Source organism: Parashewanella hymeniacidonis (assembly GCF_016900895.1).
GTDB classification, from domain to species: Bacteria; Pseudomonadota; Gammaproteobacteria; order Enterobacterales; family Shewanellaceae; genus Parashewanella; species Parashewanella hymeniacidonis.
Genome location: NZ_JAFEUN010000018.1, coordinates 1 through 19,700, shown reverse-complemented (window position 1 = coordinate 19,700; position 19,700 = coordinate 1). Strand labels below are relative to the sequence as shown.

The 19,700-nt window shown below is 40.5% G+C and carries 22 protein-coding genes; 5 read left to right on the top strand and 17 right to left on the bottom strand.

The features are described 5' to 3' along the window. Nucleotides 1-4 precede the first annotated feature (4 nt). The 16 genes from JQC92_RS05690 to JQC92_RS05615 form a co-directional block, all read right to left on the bottom strand. On the bottom strand, nt 5-1,156 hold the full coding sequence (locus JQC92_RS05690) for an HDOD domain-containing protein (RefSeq protein WP_204998741.1): 1,152 nt from the start codon (nt 1,154-1,156) through the stop codon (nt 5-7). A 119-nt stretch (nt 1,157-1,275) separates the two neighbouring features. Beyond that, nucleotides 1,276-3,756, bottom strand: a complete 2,481-nt coding sequence (locus JQC92_RS05685; protein ID WP_204998740.1) for a prolyl oligopeptidase family serine peptidase — start codon at nt 3,754-3,756, stop codon at nt 1,276-1,278. 10 nt (nt 3,757-3,766) lie between these two features. Then, the gene (locus tag JQC92_RS05680; protein WP_204998739.1) at nt 3,767-4,336 is read right to left on the bottom strand and encodes an anthranilate synthase component II; all 570 of its coding nucleotides are present in this window, start codon (nt 4,334-4,336) and stop codon (nt 3,767-3,769) included. A 359-nt stretch (nt 4,337-4,695) separates the two neighbouring features. Beyond that, the gene (locus JQC92_RS05675; protein ID WP_338049493.1) at nt 4,696-5,328 is read right to left on the bottom strand and encodes a hypothetical protein; all 633 of its coding nucleotides are present in this window, start codon (nt 5,326-5,328) and stop codon (nt 4,696-4,698) included. Beyond that, the gene (locus JQC92_RS05670) at nt 5,325-5,783 is read right to left on the bottom strand and encodes a tetratricopeptide repeat protein (protein WP_204998737.1); all 459 of its coding nucleotides are present in this window, start codon (nt 5,781-5,783) and stop codon (nt 5,325-5,327) included. The genes JQC92_RS05675 and JQC92_RS05670 overlap by 4 nt, the downstream gene beginning before the upstream one ends. Before the next feature lie 269 nt (nt 5,784-6,052). Then, a complete protein-coding gene (locus JQC92_RS05665; protein ID WP_204998736.1) occupies nt 6,053-6,343 on the bottom strand; it encodes a hypothetical protein in 291 nt (96 codons plus the stop codon). Nucleotides 6,344-6,347: 4 nt separating this feature from the next. After that, nucleotides 6,348-6,797: a PilZ domain-containing protein gene (locus tag JQC92_RS05660; protein WP_204998735.1), complete on the bottom strand. Its 450-nt coding sequence runs from the start codon at nt 6,795-6,797 to the stop codon at nt 6,348-6,350. Further along, entirely contained in the window at nt 6,782-7,789 is a 1,008-nt protein-coding gene (locus JQC92_RS05655; protein WP_204998734.1) for a flagellar motor protein MotB, read from the bottom strand. Before JQC92_RS05655 ends, JQC92_RS05660 begins: the two co-directional genes overlap by 16 nt. Then, nucleotides 7,789-8,646, bottom strand: coding sequence for a flagellar motor stator protein MotA (motA, locus tag JQC92_RS05650; protein WP_204998733.1), 858 nt, complete (start codon nt 8,644-8,646; stop codon nt 7,789-7,791). The genes JQC92_RS05655 and motA overlap by 1 nt, the downstream gene beginning before the upstream one ends. 15 nt (nt 8,647-8,661) lie before the next feature. Then, nucleotides 8,662-9,384: an RNA polymerase sigma factor FliA gene (locus tag JQC92_RS05645; protein WP_204998732.1), complete on the bottom strand. Its 723-nt coding sequence runs from the start codon at nt 9,382-9,384 to the stop codon at nt 8,662-8,664. 117 nt (nt 9,385-9,501) lie between these two features. Beyond that, nucleotides 9,502-9,948, bottom strand: coding sequence for a flagellar basal body-associated FliL family protein (locus tag JQC92_RS05640; RefSeq protein WP_239480403.1), 447 nt, complete (start codon nt 9,946-9,948; stop codon nt 9,502-9,504). An 11-nt stretch (nt 9,949-9,959) separates the two neighbouring features. Next, nucleotides 9,960-11,078 (bottom strand): flagellar hook-length control protein FliK, encoded by a 1,119-nt coding sequence (locus JQC92_RS05635; RefSeq protein ID WP_204998730.1) that lies wholly within the window; start codon nt 11,076-11,078, stop codon nt 9,960-9,962. Between the two features lie 21 nt (nt 11,079-11,099). Then, entirely contained in the window at nt 11,100-11,423 is a 324-nt protein-coding gene (locus JQC92_RS05630) for a hypothetical protein (RefSeq protein ID WP_204998729.1), read from the bottom strand. Then, nucleotides 11,392-11,772, bottom strand: coding sequence for a flagellar export chaperone FliS (gene fliS / locus JQC92_RS05625; protein ID WP_129948362.1), 381 nt, complete (start codon nt 11,770-11,772; stop codon nt 11,392-11,394). Before fliS ends, JQC92_RS05630 begins: the two co-directional genes overlap by 32 nt. Beyond that, nucleotides 11,772-13,100, bottom strand: coding sequence for a flagellar filament capping protein FliD (gene fliD, locus JQC92_RS05620; protein ID WP_204998728.1), 1,329 nt, complete (start codon nt 13,098-13,100; stop codon nt 11,772-11,774). The genes fliS and fliD overlap by 1 nt, the downstream gene beginning before the upstream one ends. Before the next feature lie 271 nt (nt 13,101-13,371). Next, a complete protein-coding gene (locus tag JQC92_RS05615) occupies nt 13,372-14,175 on the bottom strand; it encodes a flagellin N-terminal helical domain-containing protein (protein ID WP_204998727.1) in 804 nt (267 codons plus the stop codon). 246 nt (nt 14,176-14,421) lie between these two features. Here JQC92_RS05615 and JQC92_RS05610 point away from each other — a divergent pair, with 246 nt between their 5' ends. The 4 genes from JQC92_RS05610 (at nt 14,422) to JQC92_RS05595 (ending at nt 18,163) form a co-directional block, all read left to right on the top strand. Next, on the top strand, nt 14,422-15,591 hold the full coding sequence (locus JQC92_RS05610; protein ID WP_204998726.1) for a hypothetical protein: 1,170 nt from the start codon (nt 14,422-14,424) through the stop codon (nt 15,589-15,591). Between the two features lie 83 nt (nt 15,592-15,674). Further along, nucleotides 15,675-16,286, top strand: coding sequence for a lipoprotein insertase outer membrane protein LolB (lolB, locus tag JQC92_RS05605; protein ID WP_338049492.1), 612 nt, complete (start codon nt 15,675-15,677; stop codon nt 16,284-16,286). Nucleotides 16,287-16,292: 6 nt separating this feature from the next. Beyond that, a complete protein-coding gene (gene ispE / locus JQC92_RS05600; protein WP_204998724.1) occupies nt 16,293-17,147 on the top strand; it encodes a 4-(cytidine 5'-diphospho)-2-C-methyl-D-erythritol kinase in 855 nt (284 codons plus the stop codon). A gap of 68 nt (nt 17,148-17,215) precedes the next feature. Continuing rightward, on the top strand, nt 17,216-18,163 hold the full coding sequence (locus tag JQC92_RS05595; protein ID WP_129948367.1) for a ribose-phosphate pyrophosphokinase: 948 nt from the start codon (nt 17,216-17,218) through the stop codon (nt 18,161-18,163). 493 nt (nt 18,164-18,656) lie between these two features. Here JQC92_RS05595 and JQC92_RS05590 read toward each other — a convergent pair whose 3' ends face one another. Then, nucleotides 18,657-19,028 (bottom strand): hypothetical protein, encoded by a 372-nt coding sequence (locus JQC92_RS05590; RefSeq protein ID WP_204998723.1) that lies wholly within the window; start codon nt 19,026-19,028, stop codon nt 18,657-18,659. Nucleotides 19,029-19,313: 285 nt separating this feature from the next. Here JQC92_RS05590 and JQC92_RS05585 point away from each other — a divergent pair. Then, nucleotides 19,314-19,700: hypothetical protein (locus JQC92_RS05585; RefSeq protein WP_204998722.1), on the top strand; the 387-nt coding region annotated here is incomplete at its 3' end.

Below are 19,700 nucleotides of genomic sequence, written 5' to 3'. Positions count from 1 at the left end.
TCAATTACAAAATATCTTGCTTACGGAAGTTCTTACCTTTTAGCCTGATAATTTCTTGTTCGCTAAATTCGTAGTAATCGAAGAGCATCTTTTTTTCTCTAGGATCAATTTGATTCTGTTCTTCCAGTAAAAGTACTTTGGCATATATTGTCGCTTTAAGAGCAATTGCACTTTGCTTAGTCAAGTCAGAAAAATTCAAAGTTTGATCCATTTCCTTAATGTGTTTTTGCAATTTGCTGTTGCCAAAACCGTGTAATTGTAGAACTTGCCAGTTAGCCATGCTGCCCATTTGAAGTACATGATCACAAACTTGCTGGGTCGGAAACTCTGTTGCAAGTACAGCATCGTAAACGTTTTTATCGCGACTCTCACTTGCCTCTCTAAGCCACTTACCTCTGGTGCCTTCGTAAACCTGAGCACATTTGCGAAGCACTAATGAACTGCCCATTAGGTTCACTAATGTGAGCGTGAAGATCAGACTTTCGTCCTCTTCTTTTTCTTCATGTAATTGCGCTAAAGCTCTCGCTGCAATGGCTGCCATATTAGCGAAACGCCAATACTTCCTTGTGATCCACAAAATCGTTGCGTGATTATTTGGTAACCAATGACGCATACAGAAGTAAGGGATAAGAAACTTGAGTTGTTCCATGCCAATGTAGTTAAGTACAAGCTTTAAATCTGACAATTGAACGTCTGTGCTTTGAGGGCGACTTTGTCGAAATGCAGGGCTGTTCACAAGATTGACTAAATCTTGATTTAACCATGAGGTGTTTTTCACCACCAATAATAATCGCTTCATATCCAATTTTTTGGAATGAAGTAGCTCAAGCAGTAACCATTGGGTATTCGACACCGGACTTTCAGCAATCAAACTGTCAGTCGAATCCAGCTGATGCTCCATTTCACTAATGATCGTCGTAAGCAGCTGGTTTGAAACAGCCTCAAATACTGATTTCTGTTGTTGTTGTTTTTCAATGCGCTCACGTAATGCTTGCTGTTCGACTTCAAGCTTACTGGCCGCATCAAGCAAGTCTTCGCCGAGCTCATCACCAGCCCACGAAGATTTATGTTTGCCAACAATCAATAATTGATAAAAGCGCTTTTCTATTTCGATGATGGCACCAGGCTTCATTCCGCCCGCCACTTTAAAAACCACTGACTACTCCCGATTGATTCATATTCGGACTTATCCTCATCCTTTACGAGATTCTAGTTGCTAGAAGCTTGAAAGTAAAAAGGCTTCCCGTTGGAAGCCTTAAAATCAGTCAGCAATGATTATTTAAGATTTTGCTCAAATAACTTATAAATGCGACGATATTCATCTAGCCAGCTTGATGGTTGTATAAAACCATGAGGTTCTACCGGATAAATTGCCGTCTCAAACATTGGCTTTTCAAGTTCAATTAAACGTTGAACAAGGCGAACACTGTCTTGGAAGAACACGTTATCGTCTAATACACCACTCATGATCAATAATGGCTTTTTAAGGCCTTCAGCATGTTCAATCGGAGAGCTTCGCTCATAGGCAATTGGATCAACATCCGGCGTATTCAAAATGTTAGACGTATAAGGCGCATTGTAATGTGCCCAATCGGTTACAGGACGAAGCGCTGCACCCGCTTGGAATAAGTCTGGCTCGTTGAACAGTGCCATAAAGGTTAGGAATCCACCGTAAGAACCACCATAAGTACCGACACGATTAGCATCAACGTGAGCGTTTCTTGCCATCCATTTTACGCCATCAGCTAAATCTTCAACCTCTGGGTGTCCCATATTACGATAAATCGCCGTACGCCAGTCACGTCCGTAACCTTTAGAGCCTCGATAGTCCATATCCATTACCACATAGCCCTGCTGCGCTAGCAAGTTATGGAACATGTATTCACGGAAGTAGCCAGAGAAACCATAATGGGCATTTTGTAAGTAACCTGCACCATGGTTAAAGATCACCGCTGGATATTTTTTGTTGCTATTACGATCATATCCTTCAGGGACATAAACACGTGCATAAACATCACCAGCACCATGACTAGATTTCACTTTAACGATTTCTGGTGCTTGCCATTTGTAGTGAGAGAATGCTTTGCTGGTATAGTGAGTTAATTGCTTTAAGTCACCACCAATTTTCTGAACGTACAGTTCATTTGGCTGAGTACGAGTTGATGCTGTCAGTAATAAAGCATCACCTTCTGGGCTTAGGCTATAATCTAGAGTACCTTTCCAATCCGTCAGCTTTTCATCTTTACCCGTTTTGATATCAACACGGTACACGTTGTAGATACCTGGTTGTGTCTTATTGGCTTTGTAATACAAATACTGATTCTTAGGACCAATGGTGACTTCACTCACCACGTACTTACCTTGAGTCAGAGGCTTAGCTTTTTTGCTTTCCGACTTTAAGTAAAGTTGTGAGTAACCTGATTTTTCAGATAAGAAATAATACTGCTCAGTATTACCTATCCAACCAAATTGGTTGTGCGTGTAGTTTATCCAAGCATCATCATGCAAACGGTCTTCAGTTTTAAACTTGCCATTATTCAGATCAACACTGGCAATCCAGCGATCTTTATTATCAACAGCCTCAACCATGACAAGCACTTTATTTTCAGTGCTATGCCACTGGATTGGGCTTTGGCTCCAGCCCCAATCTTGCATTAAACGTATCTTACGAGGCGCTTTCTTTGACTCATACGTTTTGCCTTCAGCTTTTGCATTTTCTGCTTTAACTTTTGCTAGAACGTCTTCGTTATAACCTGTTAAACCTTCGATCGTCACAGGATGCTTAGTGTGCGTCTTTAAATCGAGAACGACAAAATCTTGTCCAGGATATTTATCTTCAGCAACACGTGCACGAGCAGGTACCGCATCAATATATCCATCTTGGCCTAGATAATTCGGCATGATGTCATGCTCACTGCGCCACTTATAATTTTTATCGACTAAAGCGACAAACATATATCGACCATCGGCAGAGAGGCTTTGCGTAGCAATACGGTTATTTTTACCTAAGAACCAAGCTCTAGGAGCAATTGTTGAGTCAGCTTTAGCAAGATCTTGGTTATACTTTTCACGAGTTTGGGCGTCTCGTTGAACCTTGGCTACGTATTTGATTAAACGATGTTGCTGCTGAGCAATATACCCTTCTGGCTCAGTGACACCTTTTGGTTTATTGGCCATTTGTAGATCAGCAATTTGCTCAATTAACCCCGTTAAACCATGAATGCGAAAAACCTGCCCGCCTTGCCAGTATGCAAGATCACCGTTTGTTAGGTAACGAACACCACTGATACGTTTATTTTGACGAGTAACTTGAATCACGCGGCCAGTGGTCAAATCTTTAACAAAGACATTACCTTGGTAAATGTAAGCTTTCTTTGTTTTCTCAGCATTAAACACACCACCGTGTTGATCAGCTAAATGCAGTTGAGATAGGCTTAATTTCTTTGCTGGTCCCGTTAATGCTTGCTCGTAGAAATCTGACGTTGGAGCTGAATGCGCTTGACGTGAGAAAAAGATCGAATGACCATCGTCAGCCCAATAAGCTCTTTTTGCTAAAATCCCCATCCAATCTGGGTTAGCCATAATTTGTTTTAAGGTGAGCTTCTGTCCGACTTTAGGCGGAGCAACCAAATCAATTTGTGCAGTTTGATTTGCAATAACACTCGTCTCTGGCGCTTTAGGTGCAGTCGTTGCACACGCAGAGAGAATCGCCAAACTCAAAGTACCTAAAGCGAGATTTCGGCTTAGCAGTTTCATACGGCTTCCTTTATTGTTTTAAAAAATTTTCGAGCAACTCCAACCCCTTTTCAGTCAAAATAGACTCAGGGTGAAATTGCACACCATATATTTGTTTTGTTTTATGGCTCATCGCCATGATTTCCTGCCCGTACTCATTAGAGTCAAACCATGCATCCAGTTCGAACTCATCGGGCAACTCATTGACTAATAACGAGTGATAACGCGTCACGGTTAATGGATTTGGCAACGCATCAAATAGTCTGTTATTTGCATGAGTAATATCACTGGTTTTACCGTGCATCACTCGTGCAGCTCTTATCACTTGTTTACCAAATACTTGCGCTATAGCTTGATGCCCCAAACACACACCGAGTATGGGAAGTTTCCCCTGAAAATACTCAATAGCTTCAAGAGAAACACCAGCCTCATTAGGCGTGCAGGGTCCCGGTGAAATAACCAAATATTGAGGCTGCAAAGCTTCAATTTCTGCAATGGTGATTTCATCATTACGCCTCACTTCAACATGCTGACCAAGCTGCTGAAAATATTGCACTAGATTAAACGTAAATGAGTCGTAATTGTCTATCATCAGTAGCATGTCTGCTACTCCAATAACTGTTGGTTCTTATAATAGTTGCGAGGATTGTATCACTTTAAGAATGAAACGAAACATTAGGGGCTGTTTATCTTTCGTGATTGTTTTTGCAGCGATAAATTGGTTGTTTTATTCAAGGCAGAGCTTGTGCGGTTTGGTTTCTCCAAATAAGCAAGCGATAACGATGAAGAAACGACCAATTTACGCTGTCTTCGATGCTTTTGAGCATCCACTGTTCTGTGTTGTGACCAGTTTACTTAGATGGCTAAGCTCCACTGCTAACGCCTTGAACAGACAAATGCTCAAATAGCACAAAATTTAATCCTGAAAGATAAACAGCCCCTAGTAAATAATTAAGGCTATTACAAATCAAGCCTCTTTCTTTGCACTGCTTTTTTGGCTTGAATCTCTTTTGTAAAAACTTGCCACTCACTCGAACGTACTTTTGGGTTTATTGTGTCGAAATAAGCCAGTTTGTGCTTATCGCTAAAACCATAGTGAATCGCTTGGGATAAATATCGCTTCGCACGTTCTTTTTGACCGAGTTTTGCATTCAGTAATGCGACCTTCCAGCTTAAAACAGCGGATTCTGAACCACCTTCCAACTGTTGTGACAACTTCAGAGCAAGATCATCTTGGTTAGCATGGCTGCTTGAGAGTAACGCTAAATAGAAGTGACCCAAATCCTGCAGAACAACATTTTGCTGATGGATTAAATTCAAGGCGGCGTTCTCGAGTTGTTCTGTGTTGTTCAACATAAACAAGCTTTGCAGTAATCCTTGTTGATATCTTACATTTGTTGGCAAAACCCTAACTTGTTGCTGATAGTGCTGTCGAGCAGCAGCTAACTTTCCTTTCGCCAACAGCAGTTGCCCATGTGCATCAGAAGCTAATAGCGAACCAGGTTGAAGTAACAGTGCTTTAGTCAGTAACTCGTCGGCTTGTTCTAAGTCACCGATGGCCATATAACTCAAAGACAAGTGGACGAGACTCACACTGTTATTTGGCTGCAGCTTGAGCGCTTTTTTATAATAATAATGCTGTCAGCAAGCTGTCCCATTTCTCTGTATATGTAACCAAGATTGGAACTGGCTTCGGGATAGTTAGGACGCTTAGCGAGTGCCTCTCTAGTCGCTTTTGCTGCTTTCAGATACCAGCCGAGATTAAAATAAGCCAACCCCAGCGACTTATAACCTTGAGCCAACTCTGGATCCAATGAAATCGCATGGTAAGCATGTTCTAAGGCTTTTTTCTTCCAGACCTCCTTACCATTAAACTGAAAGACACCTTGGCTGTATGCGTCAGCTAAAGCGGCATGAGCAAGTGCGAAGCTCGGCTTAAGCTCAATAGCAGAACTGAATAATTTTATCGCATGTAAGTTATCTTGTTTTCGATAACGCTGATAATAATTAAGCCCTTTTGTATATACCCATGATACTTGAAGATGCATGTTTCAGGACTTTCTCAGCGCCAATTCTTTGAGGCGCATTAGCGAAGGAATATCGGGATTCTTTCGAGCTAATGTAACAAAGAAGAATTGTCGCTGAGAAGTCCACGCAGTGCGAGTTGCACAGCGTGTTACTCTGTGTTGCCAGTGCTAACAATAGCTCACTATTGCCGCACACTGTCGCCTTGATTAACAAGCTGTGCATTCTCGCTGAAATCGAGCATCTTCAGGTATGAGTATATAGCTGTTGTTCGAAGCTTACGCTTTTTAATTCAATACTTGAATAAAAAAAAGTAGAACACCATTATGAAAGAAAGCAGTGCGCCAAAGATCACAGGGTAAAGTAAATACCCATCTCCCCCACGGCGCGCTCTTTTAAAACACAAACCGACTAACAATAAGTTAAAGGCACCTAGCAAAATAGATACAAATGCACCATGCCTAAAAGAAATGTTAGTAATTTGCGATGATAAATAGAGCAACACAAACCAATCTATTAAAATTAAATAGAGAAATAATTTCTGTAAGCCATCAGGCCCTTTTCGATGATAATTTTGAGCCATTCCATTAACTCTTATGTTTATTTTTCATTTGAATTTGAACCTGATTCATCAATTCAACGATTTTATCTTCGGGCTCCTCAAGCCATTTAGTCCCATAAAAGTTCAACCTTGAATTCACGGGTACGGCTCTCACTACTTTCATTTTCAAGTCACGATTTACGACTCGAATGTGCAGTTCATCGCCCAGCTCAAGCGGTGTATTACATAAAAAGCCGAGCCCACCAACACTCATATCTTTTACGCTCGCAAGACCAACTTTACGTTTGAAACCAAACCGGCTTCGTTTAAATAAATTAATGGTGATTCCATCACACGCCATGCCTAAATCTTCTGATTTAGACTCCTTTAAACTCATGCGAGTATGCGTTCTATGTTCTTCACCGTTAAATTCTGATTTATCATCTCGAGTTTCTGCAGGAATGAACTCGCCAATTTGTGTTACTTGCTCGTCCATTGCTCCGGATACCTGCTCTTATACTGGTTACTTTTTGCGACTTTTGAAGCTTCAGATACCTCTGAACGATATTCACTTTCTGGTAAATAGTTCATCGCTGTTATTTGTTTTTCAGCTTCATCACTTAAAATCAATAACTCGATACGTCTATTTTCAGGTGCGAGCGATTTTTGTCGATTCATTAGTAATTGATCAGCCATACCTGTTACTTGGATAACTTGATGACGTTCAACACCTGCATATTCCAGCACTCTTCTTGCTGTGAGTGCTCGCAAACTTGAAAGCTCCCAGTTGGTAAAGTTTTTACTGGCATAGACTTGTTTGTCGGTATGACCAGAAATACTCATCTTATTTTTAACTTTGCTCAATGAAGGGCCTATGGCCATCAACAAATCTTCAAAGTATGGCGACATTTTATAGCTGCCTTTCGCGAACATATCTTTGTTATCATCATCATGAATCAGAATACGTATGCCCTGTGCAACTAAGATAAGCTTCACGTGTGACTCAACATTGGCATCTTCGATTACTTCATTGATTTCTTTTGCAAGTAACTCTAACTGTGCCTGAGTTTCAAATTTACCAGGGATCATAGCATTGAGATCTTTACCTTTGCCGGCATTTGGGTTGTCTTCGCCAGCGGGGATAAAGTTATGTAATGCAGGGCCGCGCTTTTCCGTGCCGGTTGCGTGAGCGGGCAATACAGATTGCTGAATGGCAATATCACCCTGCATATCGACTAAAGAAGGTGCCCAACTTAAGTCAAATGGGTTAATTGATCCCACATCAAATAAATCACCACGCAATGTACTCGCTATCTCTTCTTTCTCTGAGTTATCCGACATTTGAATGATCCACAACACCATAAACAGCGCCATCATTGCCAGAGTAAAGTCAGCAAAAGCTACTTTCCAAGCACCACTAGAAGCGGCTTTTTTTTGCTTACGATTGCTTTTTCGTCTGATGATCAATGGTTCGTTTGTACGCTTCATTAGCTGCGTTGCTCCATCATCCAACGTTCCAATTCAATAAATGATGGGCGATGTTCAGTTTGGATTTGTTTACGACCAGCATCTATCGCCAGCATGGGAGGCTTGCCTTTAGCAAAAGCCGTTAACATCGCAGCTACACAGCGCAATCGAGAAGTCTGACGATCAACTTGATGCTCTAATGCTTTTGAGAGTGGGTCAAAGAAGCAATAACAAAAGAAAATACCAATAAATGTTCCAGTGAGCGCTGCGGCTACCTTCACTCCAATTAGGGTGATAGAGCCATCGATATATGACATGGTGATGATGATGCCCATCACAGCGGCAAGAATACCAAAACCTGGCATCGCTTCAGCTACTTTATGAAGCGCATGAGAAGGTCTCATTCTGTCTTCTTCAATACGATGGATTTCTTCTTCGAGGATATGTTCTAAATCATGCGGAGAAATTTTACCGATTGATTGTAGTTTTAAATTATCAATCAAAAATTGCAGTAAATCTTGATGTTCGAGAACCGTTGGATACATCAAAAATAATGAGCTATCTCTAGGGTTCTCAAGGTGGTCGTCTAATACTCTCATGCCTTGAGACTGGATTTGATTCATCAACATACCCATCAAACCAAATAATTGCGGGTATAGTTCAGGATCTTCTTTTTCTGATTTTAACAGCTCTTTAAGTTGTGTGACTAAATCATTAAGTACAGCTTTAGGATTAGCGATAATCAATGAGCCAATCCCTGCACCGATAATGATGAGAATTTCTGCAGGTTGCCATAATGCGCTGACATAACCACCAGCCCATAGGTAACCACCAAAAACAGAAAGAAGTATGATAATTAACCCAAAGACTTTGTTCATGCCGTTATCCTGTTCTTATTCGTTCCACTTTTGCAAAATTTGCTGTATTTGCTTAATAGCGAGTTTGTGTAATTGACAAATGCGGGTTTCAGTTAACCCCAATGTCGCAGCAATTTCGCGTAAATTCAGTTCATGCTGATAATAAAGCGACAGAATTACCTGATCTCTTCTATTTAATTTCGAAATTGCTTTAAATAATGTCTCTTTTGCTGAAATTTCACCCAACACGCTTTTTTCATCAACAAAATGATTACCCGCACCCAGCATTTCATCGAGACTTTTCATCGAATCAGACAGAGAGGCATGTAAACGCTCACGATACTCTTCGGGACTCACCCCTAGAGCCAAAGCCACTTCTTTATCTGTTGGTTCTCGGCCTAATTCACGAGTGAGCTTCCTAACAGTGTCATTGAGTTCGTGAGCCTGTTGACGTACAGGTCTTGGTCGCCAATCCTGACGCCTCAGCTCATCCAAAATGGCGCCTCGAATACGTTGGCTAACGAACGAAATAAAGCCATTGTCTAACCCACCAGGGTAGCGTCTTGATGACTCAAGCAACGCCATCATGCCGATTTGCTCCATATCCTCGAGACTTAGCGTGGCACCGCAATGACTTTTTAGCTGATAGATGATTCGCTTTACCAAGGGTAAATATTGTCGAAGTAATTGAGATTCATTGGGTTTAGCAACTGGAGCGTCATCGCTGGTATGCTGATATGCAAGTTGACCTGAATTCATATCCCTATTCTCTTATTTGAGTCTGATTTATCGATGCCTCAACTGTTGATATCACCCTACAAAGCTTGGTGCGCCCTTGAGTTTACAAGGGCCATCATTACAGCTGAAATGATTGTTTTATTGAATAACCATGCGTGTGAATAGCACTTGTTCTAGCTCTAAATCATAGTGGTTTTCATTCAGTACCTTAGATAAAGCAAGCTGGACTTCTTGTTGCAAAGTATCAACATGATTTGGGTTATTTAGCTCTTCAAATTGCTTTTTAGCGAACAGCTTCATTAACGTATTTCGAACTAAAGAGTCTGCTTCTTCTAATGTTCTTTTTACTTCTTCAGAAGAAGATTTTATCGACATTTCAAGTAATAAATAGTGAGGATAGTCTTCACCTGCCACCGTAACGACAGTTCGCTTTAGGGGGTAATACTTTGCGGTGGGTATGGTTGTCGTATCTCGATGAAACACTTTTCCAAATAAACTTGGTGACTGCCACCCAACATAAAAAATTGCTGCGGACCATACTGCGATAAAACTTACTGTTACTAAGACTTTTGCCGCTTTACTCAAAACCATTCTCCTTATGCTCTAACATCAAGTTCTGACGAAACTGTTGGCTGCATTTCACTTTCAGCCTCATCAAAACTCGCAATTATTTGAACGTCTTCCGCTTGGTGTTGCTCTGATTCATGTTCACCATAGCTAATATTCACATCTACTTGGCCACCATGATCTAACGCCAAGTCGCTTCGCAAACGTTCGATTCCTGCTTGCAACGCATCTCTTACTTGAGCAGTTGCAGCATTTAACTGTATTTGTAATCTATCGCCGTCCAATTTCACGCTCATATCGAGCTTGCCAAGTTCTGGTGGGTCGAGTCTGATTTCAGCTTGTTTAACGTTTTGATCGATTTGAAATCGAACCTGCTCTCTAAGAGGCCCCATTAACTGCTGACTTTGATGAGGTAACGCTTGGGCTGTATTGATGGGAATCGGTCCCCACTGACTGGACTTTGCAGAAGCCATTGCTTGGCTGTGAATGCTTGAAACTTGAGATGATGCGTTCTCAATATTACTGAGCTCTGAAACGATGCTTTGTATGTGTAATTGATTTTGTTGTGCCAGTTGTGGCGCAGAACGAAGTACACCTTGATGCATCATTTGCGAGAGCAAGGTATCACTTTTAATGCCACTCGACTCAGGGAGAGAAAACGCTTTTTTTGATAAATCCAATGAAGACCTTGCTTGATGTTGTTGTGTCTGATTGAGCTGTTCGGCTTCAATGTTTGCGACACGATTAGGCAAATTCATTATTGGGTTCATTCCAGTTGAAATGGATTGTGCTACCGTGCTTTCTTTAGCATATTTAGCATCATAAATATTCGCTTGCTGAAAACGACTCATCTCATTTTCGTCAGATTGTATTTTAGCCTGAGTAACGTTGACTCCAGTCGTGTTCAGTGCACTTTCTTCGGTGTTTTCATTGTGGCTGTAGGTAACAGAATCTGTAAGTGCTGTTAGAGCTTGAGCTTCTTCACCTTGAAAGCTATAAATGGAACCAAGCTCACTCTGATGAGACAACTCAGACTGAGTTGTCTCATCAATCAGTGAAAATCTCGCATTAGACTGAGTCGCTTTACCGTTCCCAGAAATAGAAGAGGAGGATGTTGACCCTGCTTGAAGCGTATTGAGTATTGTCATTATTGATCTGCCCTACCACTGCTACCGATTTAACTGATGACTTGATTCAGTCAGTTGATAAGCATTCAGCCCTTCTTTTTGTTCTTTTAATTGCTGCATTTTTAAAGACAGCTCTTGTGTTGTTACTTCTAAGGTTTCAATGGCTTTTTTATGCGCCTCGCCCAGCCGTTTAAATGCTTTTTTTTCAGCTTCGGATTGCCCTTTCCCGTATTTTTCAACAATCTCGATTAATACATCGTTTACCTGATCTAACTTAGTTATGTCTTGTTGAACACTGTACTTTTTAAAGGCTAACTCTAATTTTAAAAACTGATTAGTTAAGGTTTTGCCAACCGGCTCTGACATCTGTAATTACCTTCACAACGGGTTGAAGTTCTTCAATGCTGTTTTGGACACTTGCCGTTACTAGCTGGCGACTGCAATAGTCATACAAATTGTTTAAGCTCACAGCGATTTCACCGCCGTTTTCCATGTCCAACATAGAATCTAAGCCATGGACAATATTTAGGCATTTATTGATACTTTTGCCTTTGTCCTCAAAGCTCTTTCTTTCCATATAACCTGAAGTACGGTCGAGTTCCTCAAGTAAGCCATCTAACAACATGCGCACCATTTCATGTGGGTTCGCAGATGCCGCACGGGCATCTAGCGATATTTGTTGATAAGCATTAAACGGATCTTGCTCATTAAGCATTAGTTGGAAGCTCCTGTATTAGTAAAGAGTGAGCTTGCAGAACTCAGCTGGGTTATTGCCGATTCTGCAGCGGTAAATTGGGCGAGTAACAATTGGTACCGTTGTTCCATTTGCGCATCAAATCGCTCCATATCTTGTTCAACACGGTCGGTTCGAGCTTGCAAACTGCTTTGGCGTTGATCGATAAAGCCATTGAACTCAATGAAAGGGTCTAATACGTCTTCTAATTTGTCGATGTAGCCATCATCATCTGTAAATAATGCTTCAACGGCACTTGCATCGTCTCGCAGTGCATTAGAAAGTTCGGCATCGTCTACCGTCAACTTGCCGTAACGATCCAGTTCTATACCAATGTCGGATAAGCGTTGGCCGCTAGGTGCTGATTCAAACAAAGTATTTTTTAATCGACCTTCCAACATTCTGATGCTAGCGTCACCGTTTAGCGAGCCCACAGTGTCAGATTCGGAGTCTGTTGCAGCACTCCCTCGTCCTCGAGTTAAGGATTGAATTTGATCTTGCAGTTCGTTGTAAGCGTCAACAAATTCCTGCACGGCCATTTGTGCTGTTTCAGAATCAGCTTCTATTTTTATTACACTGCTTTCGCCTGAGTCGTGAATACTGTCGAGTTCGATTGAAATACCATCAATCACATTCTCAACAAAATTAGTATCACTGGTAATCGATACGCCATTGATAGTGAACAAAGCGTCTTTCGGAGCTTGGCGTTGAGTGGTCCCCCAACTTGCTCCATCTAAAGTTATCGCTAGCGTATTTGTGGCGCCGCTGTCTTTAGACGTCATCATTAACTCAACACTGCTGCCCGTTCTCACTAAAGAAGCTTGAACACCAGGGTTATCCGGATGTTGATTAATCATATCTTTGAGATCAGCAACGGTTTCAGTGCCCGCTGCGTTTACGACAGACAAGTCAATGCTGATGGCATCAGCAGGGTCGGCACCAAGCTGAATGTTTAGTACGCCCGTTGTCGGCAAGATTTCATCTTCTGCAGTAAATGTTTTCGTTATTTGCTCGGCCTGTGCTAATTGCGAAACCACAACGTTATAAGTGCCTTCAGGTGCATCAGTACCAACAGTGGCAGATATCTCGTCGCCAATCACCGAACTGCTTTTAGCGGCAAAATTATCACCGCCAATCGCAGATAGCTTGTCAGCTAAACTGTCTAAATTTCGCTCTAACGCATTATAGGCATTAAGCTGTTTCTGGTAACTCTGCAAATTCGATGCGAATAATTGATCTTTCTGTCCTCGCTCAGCATTCACAAAGTCTCGTGAAATTTGCGAAGGAATAAAACCTGCACTTGCAACCATGACCTATCTCCATTCGATTCTTTTCGTTACGAATCCATGAATTGACATAAATAAATATTTTAATTTCTTTAACTAATCAAAAGTCATGCCAAACCATTTAACCGTTATTATTCAACAGATTAATAAACATCGTTTAATTAATACAAACACTTCATTTCCGCATGGTTTTTAAAGTAGGAAATGACTTTTCCTCGTGCAATCTTTTTCTTAGGGGACAAAAAAAAGGCGCTAAATAGCGCCTAAAAAGGAACATTGCAATTGAGGTTGATGATTAACGCAATAGACCCATAACCAAGTTAGTGTTTTGGTTAGCTGATGACAGAATGTTAGTACCTGCTTGAACAAGCAGCTGATTACGTGTCATGTTTGCAGATTCAACAGCAAAATCAGTATCCATGATACGACCTGCAGCTGATTGAGTATTTTGAGTAACGTTTGAAAGGTTAGATGCAGTGTGACCTAGACGGTTAATGTTTGCACCTAACTCAGAGCGGGCTGAACCAACCTCATCGATAAAAGTATCGATAACACTAATCGCTGCGTTTGCACCAGTGGTTAGGTCAGCAGTACCTAGAGCCGTTGTATCTGGTTCTGCAACGGTAACATCTAGGGTCTCACTTGCGTCAGCGCCAATTTGGAATGTAACAGTACCTGAAAGTGTATCAAACAGGTTGTTACCTGCGTATTCAGTGTTATCTAGGATACGAGTAATTTCAGCAGATAGCTCTTGGAACTCGTCATTCAATGCAGTTAAATCAGTTGCAGAGTTAACACCGTTAGATGCTTGAGTTGCAAGTTCTTTTTGACGAAGTGCAATAGTAGTTAACTCATCTAAACCGCCATCCGCAGTTTGTAGCATAGAAGTCGCATCTGAAACGTTACGGCTAGCAGTTTGCATACCTACAACGTTAGCATTCAAACGTGTTGCGATTTGTAGACCAGCAGCATCGTCAGCAGCACTGTTGATGCGCATACCTGTTGATAAACGCTCCATGGCAGTCGTCAACATGTCGTTGCTTTTAGTTACTGAATTTTGTGCAATTAGAGATGCGTAATTAGTGTGAACAGACAACATAGTGTCTTCCTCCATGTAATGAATTTGTTTTCTTGTCTCACCAACAAAAAGACGGCATGGAAAAAGCAAACTAAAATATATTTGAATTTTTTTTTATAAAAAAGTAAAAAGCTAATATCTTCAATAAATAAAAAGAGTAAGTTTTATAAAGAAATATATCGCAAGCTGATAACTTACACTTTATTCAGCGAATTGTTACCTCATTGAATGTACCTTAATTACAAACTTCCACACTGGTTATATATTATGATTAAGGCCACATTTCTGTATCTGTGCTTCTCTGTTATTGCTCTTCCCTGTCTGGCTCAAACTCACTCAATGCTGAATGGTTCCCAAAAAGTAGGTTGCGCCACGCAAAATATTGCGACAAGTGATTCAGGTAAATATCTTTTTATTGGAAATTACGGTGAGCAAGGTGCTAAATGTCCTTCTTACCTCTTTGATACTGAAACTCATAATAAGATCAAAGTCTCTAACTCAGATCTCATGACGTTTAGCCAAGGAGGGAATTTCATTGAAAATACTGATAACGATACGCCTTCAATTCTTGCCGTTAACCAAAGCTCAACGGTGAATGTCGGTGATAGCCTCTATGTCTATCAATTTGATCCTCAGCTGAAAGCTCTACATATCGTTCAGCACTATAATGATGTGTATTATGTCAGCGAGCTGCCCGATCATCAGCATTCATTGATCAAACAACAACACGATCTTATCGTTGTGAATAATGATGACCTTACTCATGGTCGCCCATTAATGGCAGAAAGTACGACTCACAATATTACTTATTCTGGGCAAACAGTATTCTTTAAAAATGGAGAAGACCAATCTGTCATTGTTATGCCTTACCGTGGGCAATCTTATTACATTAAAAATATTTATCAGAATAATGCCAAGCCTGATTTCAACTATAAAAAAGACCAATTAAACACATCTCTACCGGTAATTAGCCAGTTAGATGAAAATAGCAATACCGTTACACTGACATTCAATGCAAGCCACTCATCTTCACAAGGCTTACAAGAGTTAAGTTTAAGCCGCTATGTGTTTTCTACTGAAGCTCCCACTCAAGGAACATTGGCCACTTATAAGCTGACCCTTAACCAGAAACCTTATCCTAACTCTGATTACAATAATAAAATTTATGCCTTACTTGCTGTACCAAACCATCCAAACGAATTTGACATTGCGTTTGCTGATCTAAAAAAAATGAAAAGTGAAATTGGCGTTGTTAAGGTCACCAATCAAGATCAAAAGCGAAACTTTGATATCGTTAAATCTAAGCAGTATTTTGATTTGATTAAAGCGGTGGGGTTTTTATCAAAAACGTCTGACGATGAAAAAATGGGAATGATTTCAATCAACCCCATTTTTGAACAAGCGGCGTATTATAAAGAAGTACCATACATGATGTAGTTGGTGTAATCGAAAGTAAGTTGCTTTGATCTATCGCCCGAAGCAGTTATGATTGCAGTTAAACTCACTTTCGAACTAACACCTTGAAATTGCTGCCTCTGAATATTAGAAATTTTGTACTCGCATTTACTGTTATGCTGCTCGGTGCGTGTACTTCATTACCACAAACGACATTGTTACCGACTCAAGTTTCTTCCGTGCAACAAGCCAAAGCTTGGGAACTCAAAGGTAAGCTTCTCGTTAAAACCCCACAAGATAAATTCAGTACTCATCTTTTTTGGCTCCATGAACCCAATAGAGATCAACTCACACTGACCACAATGTTAGGTACAACAGTACTATCTCTTGATGCTAGACCAGATAGCGTCACATTGACTGCTGATGGTAAGACTCACACAGGCAATGATGCACAGCGACTTTTACAAAGGTTGACAGGTTGGTCTATACCAGTAAATCAGTTTCCTTATTGGATTACGGGTCAAATCCATCAACAGCAGCTCATTACCAATCTTGACTCATATGGTAATCCAAGATCAGTATTAATCTCTTTAGATGGCACGCATTGGTCGCTCACTTATAAAAGTTGGCAACAACAAAGTGGTGCGAATGTTCCTAGATTGCTTCAAGTCAAACAACCTGAACTTGATTTAAAAGTTCAAATTAACAAGTGGCAAGCACTCGCCGTAACACAGTGATAAAACATGACATTACACACACTAAAACTTCCAGCTCCAGCAAAACTTAACTTATGTTTGCACATTAATGGTCGACGAGCTGACGGCTATCACGAGCTACAAACTGTTTTTCAGTTTCTTGATAAATCCGATTACTTAGAATTTACAACAAGAGGCGACGACCAATTAAATCTCCACTCCGAATTAAATCAAGTTGTTGCGTCCAGCGATAACTTAATTCTAAAAGCTGCAAAATTATTACAACAACAAACAAAAACTGCATATGGTGCAGACATTTCATTAGAAAAAAATCTACCTATGGGCGGTGGAATTGGCGGCGGTTCATCTGATGCAGCAACAACCTTATTAGCATTAAATAAGCTCTGGCAGGCTAACCTTTCAACTGATGATTTAGCCAGCATTGGAATTAAGCTTGGCGCGGATATACCTGTTTTTATTAGGGGTTTCTCTGCTTTCGCTGAAGGTATAGGTGAAGTTTTAAATCCGATATCGTTGCCTGAAAAATGGTATCTCGTGCTTACACCGGATGTGCATGTTTCCACTGTAGAAGTGTTTACGGCACCAGAGCTACATCGATGTACACCTCGGGTAAATGCCGATGATTTATTCACTATTGAGTGGAAGAATGATTGCCAACCTTTGGTCGCAAACAAATACCCTCAAGTTGCCAAGGCATTAGACTGGCTGATAGAATATGCGCCGTCTCGAATGACAGGAACAGGCGCATGCGTGTTTGCCGAATTCGATAACGAACAGCAAGCTCAAGCGGTGTACGCTAAGTTACCAACAGATCTAAACGGATTTGTTGCTAAAGGCTTAAATCGTTCACCCGTACTAGATTGCTTAGCTGAAATAAACTAATTTTGGGTAGGTTTGAGAATCACGTTCAAGCCTACTGATATAACAAGCCAACGCCTGAGGTTTATACCGTGCCCGACATCAAGCTTTTTGCTGGGAATGCCACTCCTAGTCTCGCTAAAAAGATTGCCGACCGTTTATTCTGTTCATTAGGAAGTGCCGAAGTAGGCAGATTCAGTGATGGTGAAATCAGTGTTCAAATCAACGAAAATGTTCGTGGAGCTGACGTATTCATTATCCAATCAACTTGCGCACCAACCAATGATAACTTAATGGAATTGATTGTAATGGTTGATGCTCTTCGTCGCGCATCAGCAGGCCGTATTACTGCCGTTATTCCTTATTTTGGTTACGCTCGTCAAGATCGCCGTGTACGTTCTGCACGTGTACCGATTACGGCTAAAGTTGTTGCTGATTTCTTATCAAGCGTTGGTGTCGACCGCGTATTAACCTGTGACTTGCACGCTGAGCAAATTCAAGGTTTCTTCGACGTACCAGTAGACAACGTTTTCGGTAGCCCAGTTCTACTTGAAGACATGATTGCAAAAGAACTTGATAACCCAGTCGTAGTTTCTCCAGACATTGGTGGCGTTGTACGAGCTCGTGCAGTAGCAAAACTGCTTAATGACTCTGATTTAGCGATTATTGATAAGCGTCGCCCTAAAGCAAACGTTTCTCAAGTTATGCACATCATTGGTGACGTTGAAGGTCGTGACTGTATTATCGTTGATGACATGATCGATACTGGCGGTACTTTATGTAAAGCTGCTGAAGCACTTAAAGAGCACGGTGCTAAACGTGTATTTGCTTATGCGACTCACCCAGTATTCTCAGGTAACGCACCTAAGAATATTGAAGAATCAGTGATTGATGAAGTTATCGTGACTGATACAGTACCTCTAAGCCCTGAAATGCAAAAAGTAGGTAAGGTTTCTCAGCTAACCATGTCTGCTGTACTTGCTGAAGCTATTCGCCGCGTTAGCAATGAAGAGTCAATCTCTGCGATGTTTAAGCATTAATCATTTTATCAACTTTGCATTAAAAGGCTCGATATCACTTAAGATTTCGAGCTTTTTTTGTGCCATAAAACATACCGTAATACATAGATAAACGAAGTAAACATGGCAACTTTTAACTTCTATAGCTTCCTCTCTTAATATCGTTCACAGAGCGCACCAGATAAATAATCAATCTATATGTAATTGATATTAGTCAAAGTATGCCTATAAGCAGAATGTCACCTCAAGCTCTATGCTTTGCAATATAAAGCTATTCAAATAGTCTGTATTGTAAATAAAATAGACAATAAATTTGCACCTTCTATAAATAGCAATAAGCCAGGGCAAAAAATGGCGGATGAAAACATCGACGGCGTATACCGTTATTTGAAGATACTATCTTTTAATACAATGACGATAGAGAGCAAATATCAATACCCTCAGGTGCAGAGGGTATCGATTAAGAATATGAAATTAATGAATTTTGAGTGACAAAGTAAACGAACCGTTCTGATTAAAACTCAAACCCGTTGTCTTTTTCAATCGTTTTACCGCCAACATGAGTGATATTTTTAAGTCCGTTATAGTTTTTTAGATATCGATTATTTTCGATGTCTAAATTAGCTCCGATCTGTTTCAAACCAATAAAACCGTCTAAATCGAACAGGTTTTCATTCGACTTAACCACTAAATCACCTGATAAATATGAAATATGTTTCAACGCATCAGTGGCTCTCAGCTCATTATCGTTTTCTATCGATAATGAATCAGCGACCTGAGTGAGTGAATCTAAGCCTTCTAAGGTTCTTAAACTGCTATCACCTGTAACGCTCAAACTCTTTTTTATTTCCGTTAAATGTTGGAATGCCTCTAAATACATCAACATTTGATTGTTTTTAATGTTGAGGTTACCTGAAATACTATGCAGATTATTTAAACTAAGAATATCTGATAATTCATTGTTACTTTAAATATTTACATCACTTTCAACAGTCTGCAAATTATCCAAACCGGTGATAAATTCAAGCTTTAGGTTACAATAGTTCGGACAGTTTTATGAACTGAGCTTAATTATTCGAAATCATGAGCAGGGTTTGCGAGAATATAGTTTGTAAAAAAGACCCTGAAACCACCGCTCATGATTACTCTAGTAAATTCGGTTTTAAGCCAAATGTCCAGCCTTAAAAAACCACAAAAATCGTTTATCGCCTTACTACTTTCAATGCTCATTATTGTTCAAGGTAAGGCTAATTTTAGAAATATGAGTCGATATTGTAACTCGAGCGAAAAACGGTTTAGTCGCTGGTATCACAAGGCGTTTGATTTCCTAAGCTTTAACGAAATATTGATTTTTCAGCAACTGCCACAAAAGTCAAAATGCATTGCCGCAATGGATGCCAGCTTTATGCGAAAAAGTGGTAAACACACCGAAGGACTGGGCAAATTTTTTCATGGTGCCATAGGAAAAGCAGAAAACGGGCTTGAACTTTCTCTCATTAGTATCGTAGATATTGAAGCCAACACAGCTTATGCCTTAGATGCCATGCAAACGATTGAT